The sequence below is a fragment of the Rhizobium sp. BK377 genome (assembly GCF_014193935.1).
Taxonomy (GTDB): Bacteria; Pseudomonadota; Alphaproteobacteria; order Rhizobiales; family Rhizobiaceae; genus Rhizobium.
Genome location: NZ_JACIAC010000004.1, coordinates 123,856 through 140,259 on the forward strand (window position 1 = coordinate 123,856; position 16,404 = coordinate 140,259).

Below are 16,404 nucleotides of genomic sequence, written 5' to 3' on the forward strand. Positions count from 1 at the left end.
GTTCACTCCGGAAACTTCGAGACGATGATGAACATGGCGGTGCCTGCGAGCAGCGTTACCAGCGAATAGGTATAGAGCATGAGAAAAAACGGCTGGAAGAGCATGAGGAAACCGACGGCAATCAAGGCGGTCGCGATATTCTCCATAGGCCCCCGGCGCAAAAAGAAGGGGCGCTTCGGGCGGGATGGGCGTGGGGTCTCGATGAGACTGGTCATTTGCGAACCGCTCCGAAAGTGATGCCGCGCAAGAGCTGTTTGCGCAGGAGAATGGTAAAGACGAGGATCGGGATCAGGAAGATCGTTGTTCCCGCAGCAACGGCAGGCCAGTCCTGGCCGCCTTCGCCGATGATGGTCGGGATGAATGGCGGCGCCGTCTGGGCTTCACCCGAGGTCAGCAATGCGACAAAGGCATATTCGTTCCAGGCAAAGATCAGGCAGAAGATCGCAGTCGCGGCGATGCCGGTGGTTGCCTGCGGCAGGACGACTTTCCAGAAGGCCTGCAGCCGCGTGTAGCCGTCGATCATCGCAGCCTCTTCATATTCGCGCGGGATCTCGTCGATGAAGCCTTTCAGCAGCCAGACGGCGAGCGAGACGTTGACTGCCGTGTAGAGCAGGATCATGCCCAGCGCCGTGTCGGAGAGGCCAAGCTCGCGGTACATCAGATAGATCGGTATGGCGACCGCGATGGGCGGCATCATGCGCGTCGACAGGATGAAGAACAGAAGGTCGTCGGCGAGCGGCACCCTGAAACGGGAGAAACCGTAGGCGGCCAGGGTTCCCAACGATACGGCCAGAAACGTCGAGCCGAAGGCAATCACCAGAGAATTGGCAAAGCGTGGCAGGAAATTTGAGCGACCCGCAATGACCATGTTTCGCTTGCGGGTCACCTCATCACAGGTGCCGGTCGGTGCAGGCAGGGAGGCGATGTATTCCGGCGTCTGGCGCGTTCTCGTCGTCAGCAGATTGCAGTAGCCTTCCAACGTTGGCTGGAAGATGATCTTCGGAGGATAGCTTATGGAATCCGGCGGAGATTTGATGCTGGTCAGGAAAATCCAGACGAGCGGGATCATCGTGATCAGAGCGTAGAGGATCACGATGGCGCCGGCGATCCTCTTGCTGGTCGGGCTCGGCTCGACGACCGAATGGGCTGAGGTAACCGAGCTCATCGCTGCTTCACCTTGTTGAGTGCCTTGACGTAGATGTTGGCGAGACCGAACACGGCAACGAAGAGGACGATGGCAAAGGCCGACGCCCGTCCGGTTGCCCAGCTCTCGAAGGCGGCCCGCTTCAAGGTGATGGAGGCAACCTCGGTGGTCGAGCCCGGGCCACCACCTGTCAGCAGTGTCACCATGTCGAACATCTTGAAATTCTCGATGCCGCGAAACAGCACCGCAAGCATGATGAAGGGCAGCGCCATCGGCACGGTGATCGACCAGAATTGCCGCCAGGCGGAGGCGCGGTCCACCTCGGCCGCCTCATAGATATAGTCGGGGATGGAACGCAGGCCTGCCAGGCAGATCAGCATGACGTAGGGCGTCCACATCCAGGTGTCGACGATAATGATCGCCCACGGTGCCAGCGACACGCTGCCGAGCATCTGGATGTCGGCTGTCGGGATGCCGGTGACCAGCGAAACGGCATAGGCGAAGAGACCGATCTGCGGCTCGTAGAGGAACCGCCAGAAGTTGCCGACGACGGCTGGCGAAAGCATCATCGGGATCAGGATCAGCGTCGTCCAGAAGGCGTGGCCGCGAAACTTGCGGTCGATCAGATAGGCGAGCGTAAAGCCGATGACGGTCTGCAGCAGGATCGTCCAGAAGACGAAATGCGCCGTCGTCTGCATCGCCTGCCAGATGTCGGGATCGTTGAGCACCCGCTCGTAATTGCCCAATCCGACGTTCTGGACCGGCGCGTTCGGACGGTTGGCGCGATAATTCGTGAACGACAGATAGATCGCCCAGATCAGCGGAAAGATGTTGATGGCGAGAAGCAGGATGATGGTGGGCGCGATAAACACCCAGGCGATCGCTCGATCGGACAGTCCGCGGACGCGGCGGGCAAGCGATGTCGGCGTCGCCCTGGCCGTCGCATCTGCAGCTTTCTCGACCATGGAGGAGGAAATGTTCAAGGTATCACCTGGTCCTTGCGTATGTGAGACATGTGGCGGCCCGGCAGTCTTGGCGATCCGGGCCGCCATTCTGGCAAGAAATTTGCGCATCCAGCCGGCACTAGATCTTGCCGTCGTCCTTGAAGACTTCGGTCCAGTCCTTCACCAGGCCATCAAGCGCCTCTTGCGCGGTGCCGTTGCCGGCCACCACATAATTATGAACGCGCTTCTGCATGTCCTGTAGAAGGGTCGCGTAGCTTGGCTCGGCCCAGAAATCCTTCACGATCGCCATAGAGTCCAGAAACGCCTGGGCATAGGGCTGGCTGGACGCAAAGTCAGGAGCGTTCACCACGGATTTCAGGCAGGAATAACCGCCGAGCTGCCACCATTTTGCCTGCACATCCGGCTGGGCGAACCATTTGATATATTGCAGGGCGGCGTCCTTCTTGTCGGAATAGGAAACAACCGAGATGCCCTGTCCGCCGAGCTGAGCGAAATGTTTCTTTTCAGCAGGATTGGGGAAGAAGCCAATCTTGTCTCCACCCACTTTCTCGTCCTTGTAGAGGCCAGGCCAAGTGAAGGCGAAATTCATCTGCATGGCGACCTGGCCGGATTTGAAGGCATCGGCTGACTCGACCATGTAGACATTAGAGCTGCCGGGCGGAGTGCAGCAATCATAGAGCGCCTTATAGAATTCCAATCCCTTCACCGCATTGGGAGAATTGACGAAACCTTCCATCTCATATGGCTTGTCCGGGTTGTCGTACTGGAATCCCCAGTCATACAGCACGTTGGTCACGCCCATCGTGATGCCTTCGGAACCGCGCTCGGTATAGATCGAAGCGCCGTAGACGGTCTTCCCGTCGATTTCGCGCTTCTGGAAGAACTCGGCGATCTGCTTCAGTTCGTCGTAGGTCTTGGGTGCGGCGAGTTCCCGGCCGTACTTTTCCTTGAATTCCTTCTGCAATTCCGGCCGCTCGAACCAGTCCTTGCGATAGGTCCAGCCGACCACGTCGCCCATGGCGGGCAGCGCCCAGTAGTTCGGCGTATTCTTCGGCCATTCCGAATAGCCAACCACCGTCGCCGGCACGAAGTCATCCATCTTGATGCCTTCCTTGTCGAAGAAGTCGTTGAGCTTGACGTAGTGGCCGTTTTCCGCCGAGCCGCCGATCCACTGGCTGTCGCCGATGATCAGGTCGCAGAGCTTTCCGTGAGAGTTCAACTCGTTGAGAAAGCGGTCGGCATAGCTGGTCCACGGCACGAACTCGAACTTCATGTCGGTGCCGGTTTTGGCGGTGAAGTCTTTCGAGAGTTCGACCAGCGCGTTGGCCGGGTCCCAGGCCGCCCAGCAGAGTGTCAGTTGGTCAGCTTTTGCGAGATTGGGCAGCGCCGACGACATGACGAATGCCGAGGCCAGCCCGAGAAGGGCTTTCGATTTCTTTTGCATACGTTCCTCCCAGAACCAAAGCCGGCTCCCCGCCGACATGCAAGTCCACCAATTTCAGAGACTGCCTACATGAGCTCCTCGACCCTCATGTTTAGCAATATGTTTAGTAATAGACACTTTTATAAACATTGCAAGCGACAATCTCCGCAGCCAATCATCCATCCCGTGACGATGCAGCCTGGCGGTGGCTTGATGACTTGAGGTCAGGACGAAGCTGGGCAGGAGGAAACGCGCCGGGTATGCTAAATCAATTGGAAGGGAATCGGCTGGTGTCTGCACGGATGGATCACAGCGGGGACATACAGCAGGCGACAGCCGGCCTTTCGGACGTACTCGGCCCCGGTCTGTCGGTCGTCTTTTGTGGTTTGAACCCCGCGCTCACAGCAGTCCGGGACGGCCACAATTTCTCCTCTCCCAGCAACCGCTTCTGGAGGGTACTGCACCTTTCCGGTTTTACGTCGCACCTCCTGCGCGCCGATGAAGAGCGGGAGTTGCTCCAGTATGGATGCGGCATCACTGCCGCCGTCTCGCGGGCCACGAAGAGCGCCAGCGAATTGAGACTGAACGATTACAAAGGGCAGCACCTCTGCTCGAAGCGAAGATAACCAAGTTCGCGCCGGTCAATCTAGCTCTCGGCAAGGCTGCCTTTGCGGCGACCAGCGCGCGGGCGGACTGCGTCAGACGCTGAAGATAGGTCGATTTACGGCCCGAACCATCGCAACTTAGCGCGGAATTTGCATGCGAGACGTGCTTGCTGAACCTCCCCGGATTTGAGTAGCCCGCAGATCAAAATCGTTGATGGCGCGCATTGCCTGCGTGCTGCTCTCCCATTGCCGCGCGCAGTTTGTGATCAGGAAAAAGATTGGCGAAGAAAACCGGCGAAGCGGTGGCGAGAGGTGGGGATTCTCGCGGCGGGGTTCAACTCCCGAGCAGGATCGCGCCTGCCGTAACAATAATGCAGGCTAGAATGCGCCGGGCGGTCAAGATTTCGCCAAGGAACAGCCAGCCGATCAAAACGGCGAACACAACGCTTGTTTCCCGTAGCGCCGTGACTGGGCCAGCCGGTCCGATTGAGAAGGCGGCAATCACTACACCATAGGCGATCATTGCGACCAACCCACCTCCGAGGGCCCTCCATGTGTCCAGCGCTCGAAAATCGACCCGAAGCCGCCGACGCATGCCAATGAACGCAGCAGGCAGGAACGAGCCATAGAGGACGAGCACCCACGCAGTATATGCGCCGCTCTGGCCGGCCCGCCGTACACCAATGGAATCGACCGTTGCATAGGCGGCGATGATGGCTCCTGTCGCGAGAGCGAAGAGGATGGATGAGGTGGAGGATCTGCCCTTGCCAAGGGATAGGCTCATGATCCCCACGGCAATGAGAATGACACCTGCAATCTGGAAAGGGTTTAGGCGGTCGCCCGCGACAGCGAATCCGCCTAGCGTCACGAGAAGCGGCACCGTTCCGCGAATGATCGGGTAGACCTGCCCCAGTTCCCCATAGCGATAGGCGGCGACGAGGAAGACGCTATAGCCGACCTGAAGGACGGCAGAGAGAAAGATATAGGACCATGCGGCCGGCGGTGGCAGTGGGTAGATACACAGGAACGGAAGCGCGACGACCGTGCTCGCAAAGCTCATAACGGTGACGGTCCAGAGACGATCGCCGCCGCTGCGCAGGAAGGCGTTCCATGTGGCGTGAAGGACCGCCGCGAAAAGCGCCAGGCCGATGACGGCGGCGCTCATTGTCGTCTCCTCGCCGCCAGCAGATCGGCTGCGACCTTTCGGGCATTGTCGATCGCCTCTTTCCCCTGACCCATCTGAGCGAGGAACATTGCCCCCTCGATCAGCATAAACAGGGTCATGGCGATATAGGGCACTCGACCCTCCGGCATTGATTGCGCCACGATTTCCCGAATGCGACCCTGAAGATCCTGCTTCTGGCGCATAACAGCTAGGTATACCGCGTGATCCCGCTCGGGGAACTCCGCGAGCGCATGCTGAAACAAACATCCATGAAAATCCGGACTCTCGAACCATCGTTCGTGCCAATCGAAAACCGCCATGATCATCTCATCTGGCGTCATTGCGGTTTCCGAAAGCCGGTCGAGCTGGCGTTTGAACCGATCCGTCCGCCAGTTTAGAACCTCGACAATCAGGCCGTCCTTACTCGGAAAATGCCGATACATGGTCATCTTGGCGACCTCTGCCTCGGCAATGATCCGGTCTATGCCCGTGGCATGGAAGCCGTCGCGCTTGAACAGGATGTAGGCAGTTTCAATGATGTGCTGACGTTTCTCGACGGCAATGGGGCGGGATGGCATAACCGAATCCAAGTGAGACAGACCTGTCTCACTATAAGCAAGCAGACACCTTTGGTCAATGGCGTGGGGATATCCGGGCGGCAGCAGAGTCTGATTTTCACCGCGCGTGCGCAAGGCTATCGAGCAGGCCTATGAGATCTAAGATCCGAAGGGTCAGCGGCACGGCGAGGACATGAAGCAGGAGCTGAGGCCTCCATCAGGTGCAGTGAGCGCCGAGGCGGGTGATCAGGCTGTCAGACGCCTTGATCGAAGAAGCCCGCAACCCTCGCGGTTATGCCGAAGTTGAAGGTCAAAGCAAAAACTGGAGGCGGAACGACAGTGTGCCGCACCACCGCTCCGGTACCCGCCCCCTGTCGAAAACAACAGGGCAGCAGGCGAGACACCACCACATGCAGCTCCCCGCCGCGAAGCAGTCGTTGGACCGGGAGCCGATTTGGCGTCACCCAATCCCGCTTGGCGCAATCACTTTGTCAAAAATAAAGGCCCGCAACCTGCGTCATTAAGCAGGACCGGTTGTCCTCAGTGGCTGGGAACCTGCAGGCTGGCCGACCCCCATAATCAAAGTGGTCTGACGTTTTCCGCCTTTGACTTTCCGCTCTTGCGATCCTGCCCGAGATCGTAGGAGACGCTCTGGCCTTCCTTCAATGTACCGCCATATTGGAGCGCGGAAACATGTACGAAAACATCAGGTCCGCCAGCTTCCGGCGTGATGAAGCCGAAACCCTTATCGCTGTAGAAAAATTTGACCTTGCCAGTCGCCATGAAAACCCTCGCTTGTTTGGGCTTTGTCTCATGGTAATTGAGCGATCAGCCATCGCCTGAGCAAGCCTGAGCAAGCCTGAGCAATGGCAGACGGAACATGCGTCCTTATGCACCCAGACGAACGGACCTCGCGCGGGCGCTCGATACCCCCCTTAGGCGTCAGAGTGCGCCGTGCGTGTCATTGTATCGCAGGCACCACGTTTTTCCTCACGGGCGAGATCATCGGCATCCACCGCAAGTGAAGGGCGGCCTGGAGACCAGGCCATAATCGCCCGGATGACTTGACAGCGCACTCTTGGTGATGGAATGTCAGTAAAGCGGTTTACTAAAGCGGTTTACAAGTTGATGGCGCAGCAACAAACCCCGGGCCTGAAGGATGTCGCGAAAGCGGCCGGCGTGTCGGTCACGACCGTCTCCCGCATGCTCAACGGCTCGCTGGATCTGCCCGCCCTCACCAGGCAGCGTATAGAAAATGCTATCGCTTCCCTCAAATATCAGCCGAACCCGCACGCGCGCCGGTTAAGCCGTGGTCGCTCCGATACGATTGGCCTTGTCGTCCCCGATATCGCCAACCCATTCTTCGCAACCATGGTGGCCGCGGTTGAGGAGGAGGCCAACGATCGCGGGCTTGCCGTTTCGCTTTACGCGACGCTGAACCGGACGGGGCGTGAAGTCGCCTATCTCCGGCTGCTCGAGCACAATCACGTCGACGGCCTGGTTTTCGTCACCAACCATCCCGACAACGGAGATCTCGCAACTCTCATCAATCGGACAGGCAAGGTCATCGTCGTCGACGAAGACGTTCCGCTTGCCACTGTCCCGAAGCTTTTCTGTGACAACTTCGAGGGCGGCCATCTAGCGGGACGCCATCTGGCCGAATTTGGTCATCGAAACGTGCTCTATGTGGGCGGTCCCGATGCCATGATCAGCACGCAGCGCCGTTTCAACGGATTGCATAGGGGCCTGCAGGAGCATTTCGGTAGTGATGCCTCGATCCGGCGCTACAGCGGCGAATATACGGTCGCCTGCGGGCGGGACATGGCGCGCCGCTTCCTGGAGGAAGGCAAGCCAGCGACCGCAATCTTCGCGAGCTCAGACGAAATCGCCATCGGTATGATCGAAGTCTTCAGAGAGAAGGGAATATCGATCCCTGAAGATCTTTCGATCATCGGCTTTGACGATGTCAGTCCGCTACACCTTTTTGCGCCGCCTTTAACGGCGATCCGTCAGCCGGTGCGCGCCATCGGCCGGCGTGCCCTGTCCCTTCTTCTTGAAACAAACTGGCAGGAGAGCAAATCGCTCGCCACCGAGGAACTCGTGCCAGTCGAAATCGTCGTGCGGAACTCCGTTGCGCCGCCGTCGACCCATAATAAGCAACGAGAACAAAACCAGAGGATGAGAACATGAACCAGATCAAACGTCGGGCGTTTACCGCCGCTCTTGCCTTTACCGCACTTGCCAGTGCCACGCTCGGGGCCTCACTCGCCCAGGCCGCAGGCAAGACCTATGCACTGGTGCAGATCAATCAGCAGGCGCTTTTCTTCAACCAGATCAATGAAGGCGCGCAAAAAGCGGCGGATGCTGCCGGCGACAAGCTCGTCATCTTCAACGCCAACAATGAGGCGGCCGCACAGAACAGCGCCATCGAAAATTACATTCAGCAGAAGGTCGATGGCCTGATCGTCGTCGCAATAGATGTCAACGGCATCATGCCGGCCGTAAAGCAGGCCTCGGATGCCGGCATTCCTGTCGTTGCCATCGACGCAATCCTGCCGGATGGTCCGCAAAAGTCGCAGATCGGCGTCGACAACGGTAAGGCCGGCGCCGACCTGGGCGCATATTTTCTCGACTATGTGAAGAAGAACATGGGCGGCAAGGCCAAGGTCGGCATTGTCGGCGCGTTGAACTCCTATATCCAGAACCTTCGTCAGAAAGGCTTCGAGGATGCCATCAAGAGCGACGGCATCGAGACGTCGGGGGTCGTCGACGGCCAGAACATCCAGGACAACGCGCTTGCGGCTGCCGAGAACCTGATCACCGGCAATCCCGACATGACTGCGATCTACGCAACCGGGGAACCGGCCCTCCTCGGCGCCATCGCCGCTGTCCAAAGCCAAGGCAAACAGGACAGTATCAAGGTCTTCGGATGGGATCTGACCGCGCAGGCGATTTCGGGTCTCGACGACGGCTACGTCGTTGCTGTCGTCCAGCAGGATCCTGCCGGCGAAGGCAAGGCTGCGGTCGAGGCTCTTGCCAAGCTGACAGCGGGGCAGAGCGTCGAAAAGAGCATTTCCGTTCCGATCACCATCGTGACGAAGGAAAATGTCGAGCCATACCGGGCCGTCTTCAAATGATGAGTGACAACCGGCCTGTTCATGCCGGAGCCGGGGAGGCGCAAGCCTCCCCGCATTCCTCCGGCTCGTCCGCCCGGACACCTGCTGTTTCACTGCGCGGTATCCGCAAGACTTTCGGCTCGCATCAAGCGCTGCGCGGCGTCGATCTCGACCTCTTTCCCGGCGAGTGCCTTGGTCTTGTCGGCGACAATGCCGCCGGTAAGTCAACACTTACCAAAATTATCTCCGGAACATACTTGCCCGATGAGGGAACGATTTCGCTCAACGGCGAAGAGGTCCACTTTTCTGGACCTGCCGATGCCCGCGATCGCAACATCGAAATGGTCTTCCAGGATCTGAGCTTGTGCGACCATATCGATGTCGTCGGCAATCTGTTTCTTGGGCGTGAACTCACCAGAGGTCCGTTCCTCGACCGTCAGAAGATGATGAGTGAGGCGCGCAGGATGCTGGATGCGCTTGAGATTCGCATTCCGCGTCTTTCCGCCAAGGTGGAGAAGCTGTCGGGTGGCCAGCGCCAGGCAATTGCGATCGCCCGAGCGGCGTCATTCAATCCCAAGGTCCTGATCATGGACGAGCCGACCTCGGCCCTTGCCGTCGCCGAAGTCGAAGCCGTGCTCTCTCTGATCAATAGGGTTAAGGCAAAGGGCGTGTCCGTCGTCCTCATCACCCATCGCCTTCAGGACCTGTTCCGCGTCTGCGACCGAATCGCCGTTATGTACGAGGGCACAAAGGTCGCCGAGCGTGATATCGCCAAGACCAATCTCGAGGATCTCGTCAAGCTCATCGTCGGGGGAGAAAGACATTGACCGTCTACACCGAACGCGCCAAGGGCTCGCCGATGGCAGACTTCCTGAGCGAAAACGCCCAGGTCCTGTCGATTGCCTTCTTCTTTCTGGCATGCCTCGTCTTCTTTTCGCTGACGACCACCACGTTCTTGACGACGGGTAACATCCTGAACATCGTGCGCCAGGCTGCACCGATCCTTGCCGTGGCGATCGCCATGACGCTCGTCATCGTCACCGGCGGCATCGATCTGTCGGTCGGCTCGATGTTGGCTCTGATCAACGCCGTCGCGGCCATTGCGCTCGCCACCGGCATTCCCTGGCCGGTGGTCTGCCTCGGCATGCTGGCCCTCGGCGGCATTATCGGCCTTCTTCAGGGCTGGTTCATTGCCTATCAGAATATTCCCGCCTTCATCGTTACCCTTGCCGGGCTTTCCATCCTGCGCGGCGTGGCGCTCTATCTCACACAGGGCTATTCCATCCCGATCAACAACGAGCCCGGCTTTTTCTATTTGGGACGCGGCGAACTGGCTGGCTTTCCCGTCCCGGCGCTGATCGCAATCCTGGTCGCAATCGTCGGATATGTCGTCATGGCTGTTACCAAATATGGTCGGCAGATCGTGGCGGTCGGGTCCAACATGGAGGCCGCGCGCCGGGTCGGCATGCCCGCCAAATGGATCGTCGCCTCGGTCTACCTGGTCTCAGGGGTCGCCTCGGCATTGGCCGGTCTGTTGATTGCAGCCCGCCTCGGCTCCGGCTCGTCGAATGCGGCCGTCGGCTTCGAACTGCAGGTCATCGCGGCCGTCGTGCTTGGCGGCACCTCGCTGATGGGCGGGCGCGGAACCATGATCGGGACCGTCCTCGGCACCATGACCATTGCGGTTATCGGCAACGGCCTGATCCTGATGCACATATCGCCCTTCTTCACCCAGATCGTCACCGGCGCGATCATCCTTGTCGCGATCTGGCTGAATACCCGCATCTTCACTGCCAATTTCCGCTTGGCAGGCAGGAGGAAGAGCTGATGGCGACGAATGAGCTTTCGCCGGGTCACGTGCGCTCCGGCAATGTGATGACGGTCCAGGGGCCGGTTCCGGTGTCGGATATTGGCGTAACGCTGATGCACGAGCATATCCTCAACAATTGCCGCTGCTGGTGGCATGCGCCGAAGGAACCCGAGCGGCAATATCTTGCCGAGGGTTTCGTCTGCATGGAAATCCTCGGTGAACTCAGGCAAGATCCTTTCGTCAACAAGCACAACATCACGCTCGACGACGAGAAGCTTGCTGTGACCGAGCTCAAGGATTTTGTCGGTCTCGGCGGCCAGACGATCGTCGAGCCGACCTGCCAGGGCATTGGCCGCGATCCGCTGGCCCTGCGGCGGATCGCAAACGCAACGGGACTGAACATTGTTATGGGATCCGGCTTCTATCTCGGCTCCTCGCACCCGCAAAAGGTTGCAGGGATGTCGGTCGGGCAGATCGCCGACGAGATCGTGTCCGAGGCGGTGATCGGCGCTGACGGCACCGATGTCAGGATCGGGCTCATCGGCGAGATCGGCGTGTCCTCGGATTTCACGACTGACGAGGAAAAATCGCTGCGGGGGGCTGCCCAGGCACAGGTGCGCACCGGTCTGCCCCTGATGGTCCACCTTCCCGGCTGGTTTCGCCTGGGCCATAGGGTTCTGGATGTCGTCGCCTCCGAGGGAGGCGATCTCAGGCACACGGTGCTCTGCCATATGAACCCGTCACATGACGATCTCACCTACCAGTCGGAGATCGCCGCCCGCGGCGCGTTCCTCGAATATGACATGATCGGCATGGATTTCTTCTATGCGGATCAGCAGGTGCAATGCCCGAGCGACGAGGAGGCGGCGCGCGCGCTCGTCAAACTCGTCGAGATGGGACATACGGACCGTCTTCTCCTGTCCCACGACGTCTTCCTGAAGATGATGCTCAAGCATTACGGAGGCAACGGCTACGCCTATATCCTGCGCCACTTTCTGCCGCGCCTGAAGCGCCACGGTCTTGATGACGCGACGCTCGACATTTTCATGCGCGTCAATCCGCGATCGGTCTTTCAGGCGAGCGTCTGAGTGCAAACCATAAAAAGAAATGGAAACATCATGACAAAGAAGGTTCTTCTCGTCGGCGAAAGCTGGGTCAGTTCGGCGACGCACTATAAAGGTTTCGATCAGTTCGGAAGCGTGACCTTCCACCTCGGCGCCGAACCGCTCGTCAAGGCGCTCAAAGGCAGCGCATTCGAACTCACCTACATGCCGGCCCATGAGGCGGTCGAACAATTCCCCTTCGACATGGCGGGGCTCGATGCCTATGACGCGATCATCCTGTCCGATATCGGTGCGAATTCGCTGCTTCTCCCGCCTGCGGTCTGGCTGCATTCGAAGACCGTTCCGAACCGCCTGAAACTCATCAAGGCATGGGTTGAGAAGGGTGGCGGCCTGTTGATGGTCGGCGGCTATTTTTCCTTCCAGGGCATCGATGGCAAGGCACGCTGGCGCCGCACGCCGGTCGAGGAAGTTCTGCCCGTCACTTGCCTGCCCTATGACGACCGGGTCGAAATCCCGGAGGGCACGACCCCTGTCCTCGTCAAATCCGGTCACGAGACCGTAGCCGGCCTCTCGGGCGAATGGCCGCTGCTTCTCGGCGTCAATGAGGTGGAGGTGCGCGAGCGCGACGATGTGGAAGTCATCGCGCGCCTGCCTGACGAGCAGGGCGGTCATCCGCTGCTGGTGACCGGCCGCTTCGGTAAGGGCAAGACGGCTGCCTGGACGTCGGATATCGGTCCGCACTGGCTTTCACCCGCCTTCTGCGAATGGGAAGGCTACGGGCGTCTGTGGAAGAACATCCTCGGCTGGCTGACGGAGGCGAAATGACCCCTCACGCGCCGGCAAGGATGCCGGCGAGTTCTGCCTTGCTCGGGAAGGCCGATCGCGTGCCTCGGCGGCTGACGGTGATGGCGGCGGCCGCGGTTGCGTGATGGATGGCCCTGACGTCGAGGGCGGTGGAGCGTAGCGCGGCCGAGGCAAGTGCCACGGCCATGAAAGTGTCGCCGGCGCCGGTCGTATCGACGACCTCGGTGGCCTGGGCGGGAACGGTCGCAAGCACCTGATGTCCGCTTGCCAACATAGCCCCATCGCCGCCGAGCGTCAGCACGGTCTGTGACACCCCGGCTTCGGCGAGGCGCTGGATCGCGGCCTCGCCGGAGGACCCGGTCAGGCTTTCAGCCTCGCCCCTGTTGAGAAAGGCGATGTCGATAAGCGGCCAGAGTTCGGCGAAGTAGGGCCGAAGCGGCGAGGGATTGAAGGCGGTCTTCAGGCCACGGGATCTGGCCTCGGCGAGAATGCCGCGGGTTACGTCTTCGCTGAGATTGCCCTGCAGCACGACGAGGTCGCCGCTGATGGCGTCGTCAAGCGGGGCAAGCGCCTCCGAAAGGGTCAAGGCTTCCGCCGATTCCGTCGTGGTGACGATGGCGTTTTCGCCGTCCGGCGTGGTGAAGATGATGGAGAAATCGCTGGTGCGGTTCGGGCTGCCCAATAGACGGGCATCCAGCGCCTCGCCGGCAAGCTGGTCGCGGATCGTCTGGGCGCGGAAATCTTCGCCGACAGCCGTCACGAGCGTCGTCGGAAGGTCGGTGCGGCCCATGACGATGGCCTGATTGGCGCCCTTGCCGCCAAGGTCGCGGGTTTCCTCCCGACCAAGGATCGAGGCGCCCGCTTCGGGCATGGACATTACGGAAATGGTTTCGTCGATGGCGACGTTACCGATGACATAGGCACGCATGGCTGGCTTTCGGAAAGGAAAGAAAAATGCAGCGGATATCGGATAAGGCCACAAGCGCCATACGGGAAATATTCGGCACTGACAAGGCGTTGATCGGGATGATCCATTGCCCGCCTTTTCCGGGTGCTCCGCGCTATCGGAGTGCTGCGATGGAGACGATCTACGACGCTTGCATGCGCGACGCGGATGCGCTCGTCAAAGGGGGCATCCACGGATTGATTGTCGAAAATCACGGCGATATTCCCTTTTCCAAGCCAGAGGATATCGGCCACGAGACCGCTGCCTTCATGTCGGTCGTGACCGACCGCATCGCGCGTGCCGCTGGTGTGCCGCTTGGCATCAACGTGCTTGCCAATGCGCCGATCCCGGCCTTCGCGATCGCGGCGGCGGGCGGTGCGCGCTTCATCCGCGTCAATCAATGGGCGAACGCCTATGTCGCCAACGAAGGCTTCATGGAGGGCCGGGCGGCGGAGGCCATGCGCTACCGCTCGGCTCTGCGTGCCGAGCATATCAAGGTATTTGCCGACAGCCATGTGAAACATGGCGCGCATGCCATCACCGCCGATCGCACGATCGACGAATTGACCCGCGATCTCGCATTCTTCGATGCTGATGTGGTAATTGCGACCGGCCAGAGAACGGGCAATAGCGCAACGATGGAAGAGATCGAGGAAATCGGTGCCGCCACCCATCTGCCGCTGCTCGTCGGTTCCGGTGTGACCAAGGATAATATCGTTGAAATCCTCAAGCGTACGAACGGCGTGATCGTCGCCTCGTCGCTCAAAGAGGGGGGCGTCTGGTGGAACCCCGTGGAGCCGGCCCGGGTTGTAGCCTTCGTCGAAGCCGCAAAACCCGGCCTGGAGGCGTAACGATCATGGGCGGCACTCTCTCGCAACAGATGCTCGACGAGAACCGTGACGTGTTCGAAGCCATGGTGAACCATCGTTTCGTCGAGGATATCAAGGCTGACCGCCTTTCAAACGAGGCATTCGAGCGATACCTCGTCTTTGAAGGCGCCTTCGTCGACACGGCGATTGCTATCTTCTCCTATGCCACCGCCAAGGCCGAAACCATTGCCCAGAAGCGCTGGCTGATCGGCGTTCTGGATACACTCGCGAACCAGCAGATCGTCTATTTCGAAAAGACCTTCGCAGCACGCGGCATCGACCCTTCGCGCTATGATACCGGCCGGGCCGATGTCGCGGCGTTCCGCGACGGCATGCTGGCAATTGCCCGCGACGGCGGTTTTCTCGACACGATTGCTGCCATGTTTGCCGCCGAATGGATGTACTGGACCTGGTCAACGGCGGTAAGCTCGACCGCAATCAGCGATCCCCTGCTCAAGGAATGGGTCACCCTTCACGCAGAACCGGAGTTCGAAGCGCAGGCGCGCTGGCTGAAGGCTGTTCTGGACGAAGCGGGTGAGACCATGGATCCTGCCGAACGGAAGCGGTTGAGCGCCATATTCGGGCATGCGCAACGTCTTGAGATCGACTTTCACGAAGCAGCCTATTCCTGAGAGGTCGTGCGATGATTGCGGATATAGATATCGATGGCGCGCGCCTGCTGGGTCGCCTCGACCAGTTTGCCGAGATCGGCGCGACCCCGCGCGGTGGTGTCAATCGTCAGGCCTTGACCGGACTGGATCGAGAAGCCCGCTCCCTGCTGGCCGGGTTGGCCGCCGCGCGTGGTTTCGGTGTCTTCCAGGATCCCGTCGCCAATCTCTTCATCCGCCGTTCCGGCAGGGATGACAGCGCGGCACCATTGTTGATCGGCAGTCATCTCGATAGCCAGCCAGCTGGCGGTCGTTTTGATGGCGCGCTCGGAACGCTCTCGGCCTTCGAGGTTCTCGAAAGCCTCGAGGATACGGGTATCGAAACGGAAAGGCCGGTCGAGGTCGTCGCCTGGACCAATGAAGAGGGATGCCGCTTCGCACCCGGCTGTATGGGCTCGTCCGCCTTTTCGGCGAGGGCGATCCCAGCCGCGTGGTTCGAGCTTGTTTCGGCCGACGGCGCAATGTTCGGCGCCGAACTGAAGGCAACGCTTGAGGCTCTTCCAGAGGCCACGATGCGCGATTTCGGCATGCCGGTCCATGCCTATCTCGAAGTGCACATAGAACAAGGCCCCTCGCTGGAGAAGGAGGATATCCCTATCGGCATCGTGACGGGTATCCAGGGGACGCGATGGCTGCAGGTGGAGGTGTCGGGTCAGACGGCTCATGCCGGCACGACGGCTCTTTCCTACCGCCGGGACCCTCTGCGCGCCATGATCTCGGCGCTGGACACGCTCTATTCCACTGTCATGCCGCAGGATGAAAGCGCCCGATTTACCGTCGGGCGGATTGAGGTGGAGCCGGGAGCGATCAACGCCATTCCGGAGTTGGCACGCTGCACAATTGATATCCGCCATCCCGATTCATTGGAGGTCGATCGGCTAAACGCGACGATCGAGCAATGCTTTCACGAGCGCGCCAAGGTTCAGTGCTGCGAGGTTCTGTTCAAGCGCAGTTTTGACATGTCGCCGGCAAACTTCCCCGAAAAGCTGCTGGTGGTACTGGAGCGCGCCGGCGATGTCGCCGGGCTGGCGACGAAAAGGATGGTGTCGGGCGCTTTTCACGATGCTCTCTTCATCAATCGGATCGCACCTTCAGCGATGATCTTCGTGCCCTGTCGTGATGGCCTCAGTCATAACGAAGCCGAATATACGGCGCCCGAGCATGTCGTTTCAGGAGCGAGAGTGTTGCTGCAGTCGACAGTCGAGCTTGCCAAAGGCTGAGAAGGGCAAGATCTCAGGCGCCACTGCTGTAGGCGCCTGACGACTGAT

At 59.8% G+C, this 16,404-nt stretch carries 17 protein-coding genes and 1 pseudogene; 10 read left to right on the plus strand and 8 right to left on the minus strand.

Annotation, left to right across the window (positions count from 1 at the left end):
* Positions 1–2: 2 nt before the first annotated feature.
* From FHT92_RS17790 to FHT92_RS17805, 4 genes are all read right to left on the minus strand, one after another.
* A complete protein-coding gene (locus FHT92_RS17790; protein ID WP_183827739.1) occupies positions 3–215 on the minus strand; it encodes a hypothetical protein in 213 nt (70 codons plus the stop codon).
* Entirely contained in the window at positions 212–1,165 is a 954-nt protein-coding gene (locus tag FHT92_RS17795) for a carbohydrate ABC transporter permease (protein WP_183827742.1), read from the minus strand. The genes FHT92_RS17790 and FHT92_RS17795 overlap by 4 nt, the downstream gene beginning before the upstream one ends.
* The gene (locus tag FHT92_RS17800; RefSeq protein WP_183827745.1) at positions 1,162–2,127 is read right to left on the minus strand and encodes a carbohydrate ABC transporter permease; all 966 of its coding nucleotides are present in this window, start codon (positions 2,125–2,127) and stop codon (positions 1,162–1,164) included. The genes FHT92_RS17795 and FHT92_RS17800 overlap by 4 nt, the downstream gene beginning before the upstream one ends.
* Before the next feature lie 100 nt (positions 2,128–2,227).
* On the minus strand, positions 2,228–3,553 hold the full coding sequence (locus FHT92_RS17805; RefSeq protein ID WP_183827748.1) for an ABC transporter substrate-binding protein: 1,326 nt from the start codon (positions 3,551–3,553) through the stop codon (positions 2,228–2,230).
* Positions 3,554–3,834: 281 nt separating this feature from the next.
* Here FHT92_RS17805 and FHT92_RS17810 point away from each other — a divergent pair.
* A pseudogene (locus FHT92_RS17810) lies at positions 3,835–4,226 on the plus strand (mismatch-specific DNA-glycosylase); the annotation flags it as partial.
* 245 nt (positions 4,227–4,471) lie between these two features.
* Here FHT92_RS17810 and FHT92_RS17815 read toward each other — a convergent pair.
* The 3 genes from FHT92_RS17815 to FHT92_RS17825 all read right to left on the minus strand — a co-directional run bounded on the left by FHT92_RS17815 (position 4,472) and on the right by FHT92_RS17825 (position 6,642).
* The gene (locus FHT92_RS17815; RefSeq protein WP_183827752.1) at positions 4,472–5,302 is read right to left on the minus strand and encodes a DMT family transporter; all 831 of its coding nucleotides are present in this window, start codon (positions 5,300–5,302) and stop codon (positions 4,472–4,474) included.
* A complete protein-coding gene (locus FHT92_RS17820) occupies positions 5,299–5,892 on the minus strand; it encodes a TetR/AcrR family transcriptional regulator (RefSeq protein WP_312858775.1) in 594 nt (197 codons plus the stop codon). Before FHT92_RS17820 ends, FHT92_RS17815 begins: the two co-directional genes overlap by 4 nt.
* Positions 5,893–6,438: 546 nt before the next feature.
* Positions 6,439–6,642: a cold-shock protein gene (locus FHT92_RS17825; protein WP_183827755.1), complete on the minus strand. Its 204-nt coding sequence runs from the start codon at positions 6,640–6,642 to the stop codon at positions 6,439–6,441.
* Positions 6,643–6,987: 345 nt separating this feature from the next.
* On the opposite strand from FHT92_RS17825, the gene FHT92_RS17830 reads away from it, so the two are divergent.
* Genes FHT92_RS17830 through FHT92_RS17855 form a run of 6 tightly spaced genes read left to right on the plus strand, consistent with a single transcriptional unit; the run spans position 6,988 to position 12,674 of the window.
* A complete protein-coding gene (locus FHT92_RS17830) occupies positions 6,988–8,049 on the plus strand; it encodes a LacI family DNA-binding transcriptional regulator (RefSeq protein WP_183827758.1) in 1,062 nt (353 codons plus the stop codon).
* Positions 8,046–8,996, plus strand: a complete 951-nt coding sequence (locus tag FHT92_RS17835) for a substrate-binding domain-containing protein (protein ID WP_183827761.1) — start codon at positions 8,046–8,048, stop codon at positions 8,994–8,996. The genes FHT92_RS17830 and FHT92_RS17835 overlap by 4 nt, the downstream gene beginning before the upstream one ends.
* The gene (locus FHT92_RS17840; protein WP_183827764.1) at positions 8,993–9,802 is read left to right on the plus strand and encodes an ATP-binding cassette domain-containing protein; all 810 of its coding nucleotides are present in this window, start codon (positions 8,993–8,995) and stop codon (positions 9,800–9,802) included. The genes FHT92_RS17835 and FHT92_RS17840 overlap by 4 nt, the downstream gene beginning before the upstream one ends.
* Complete coding sequence (locus FHT92_RS17845) at positions 9,799–10,803, plus strand: ABC transporter permease (RefSeq protein WP_183827767.1); 1,005 nt, start codon at positions 9,799–9,801, stop codon at positions 10,801–10,803. The genes FHT92_RS17840 and FHT92_RS17845 overlap by 4 nt, the downstream gene beginning before the upstream one ends.
* Entirely contained in the window at positions 10,803–11,873 is a 1,071-nt protein-coding gene (locus FHT92_RS17850) for a phosphotriesterase (protein ID WP_183827770.1), read from the plus strand. Before FHT92_RS17845 ends, FHT92_RS17850 begins: the two co-directional genes overlap by 1 nt.
* Before the next feature lie 30 nt (positions 11,874–11,903).
* On the plus strand, positions 11,904–12,674 hold the full coding sequence (locus tag FHT92_RS17855; protein WP_183827773.1) for a glutamine amidotransferase: 771 nt from the start codon (positions 11,904–11,906) through the stop codon (positions 12,672–12,674).
* Between the two features lie 4 nt (positions 12,675–12,678).
* Here the strand turns inward: FHT92_RS17855 and FHT92_RS17860 are convergent, their stop codons facing one another.
* The gene (locus FHT92_RS17860) at positions 12,679–13,581 is read right to left on the minus strand and encodes a PfkB family carbohydrate kinase (RefSeq protein ID WP_183827776.1); all 903 of its coding nucleotides are present in this window, start codon (positions 13,579–13,581) and stop codon (positions 12,679–12,681) included.
* A gap of 26 nt (positions 13,582–13,607) precedes the next feature.
* On the opposite strand from FHT92_RS17860, the gene FHT92_RS17865 reads away from it, so the two are divergent.
* From FHT92_RS17865 to FHT92_RS17875, 3 genes are read left to right on the plus strand one after another with little or no spacing between them, the layout of a single operon-like run.
* Complete coding sequence (locus FHT92_RS17865) at positions 13,608–14,450, plus strand: BtpA/SgcQ family protein (protein WP_183827778.1); 843 nt, start codon at positions 13,608–13,610, stop codon at positions 14,448–14,450.
* 5 nt (positions 14,451–14,455) lie between these two features.
* Positions 14,456–15,100 carry a TenA family protein gene (locus tag FHT92_RS17870; protein ID WP_210278520.1) on the plus strand — a complete coding sequence of 215 codons (645 nt, stop codon included), beginning with the start codon at positions 14,456–14,458 and terminating at the stop codon, positions 15,098–15,100.
* 11 nt (positions 15,101–15,111) lie between these two features.
* Positions 15,112–16,356, plus strand: coding sequence for a Zn-dependent hydrolase (locus FHT92_RS17875; RefSeq protein WP_183827781.1), 1,245 nt, complete (start codon positions 15,112–15,114; stop codon positions 16,354–16,356).
* Positions 16,357–16,404 lie beyond the last annotated feature (48 nt).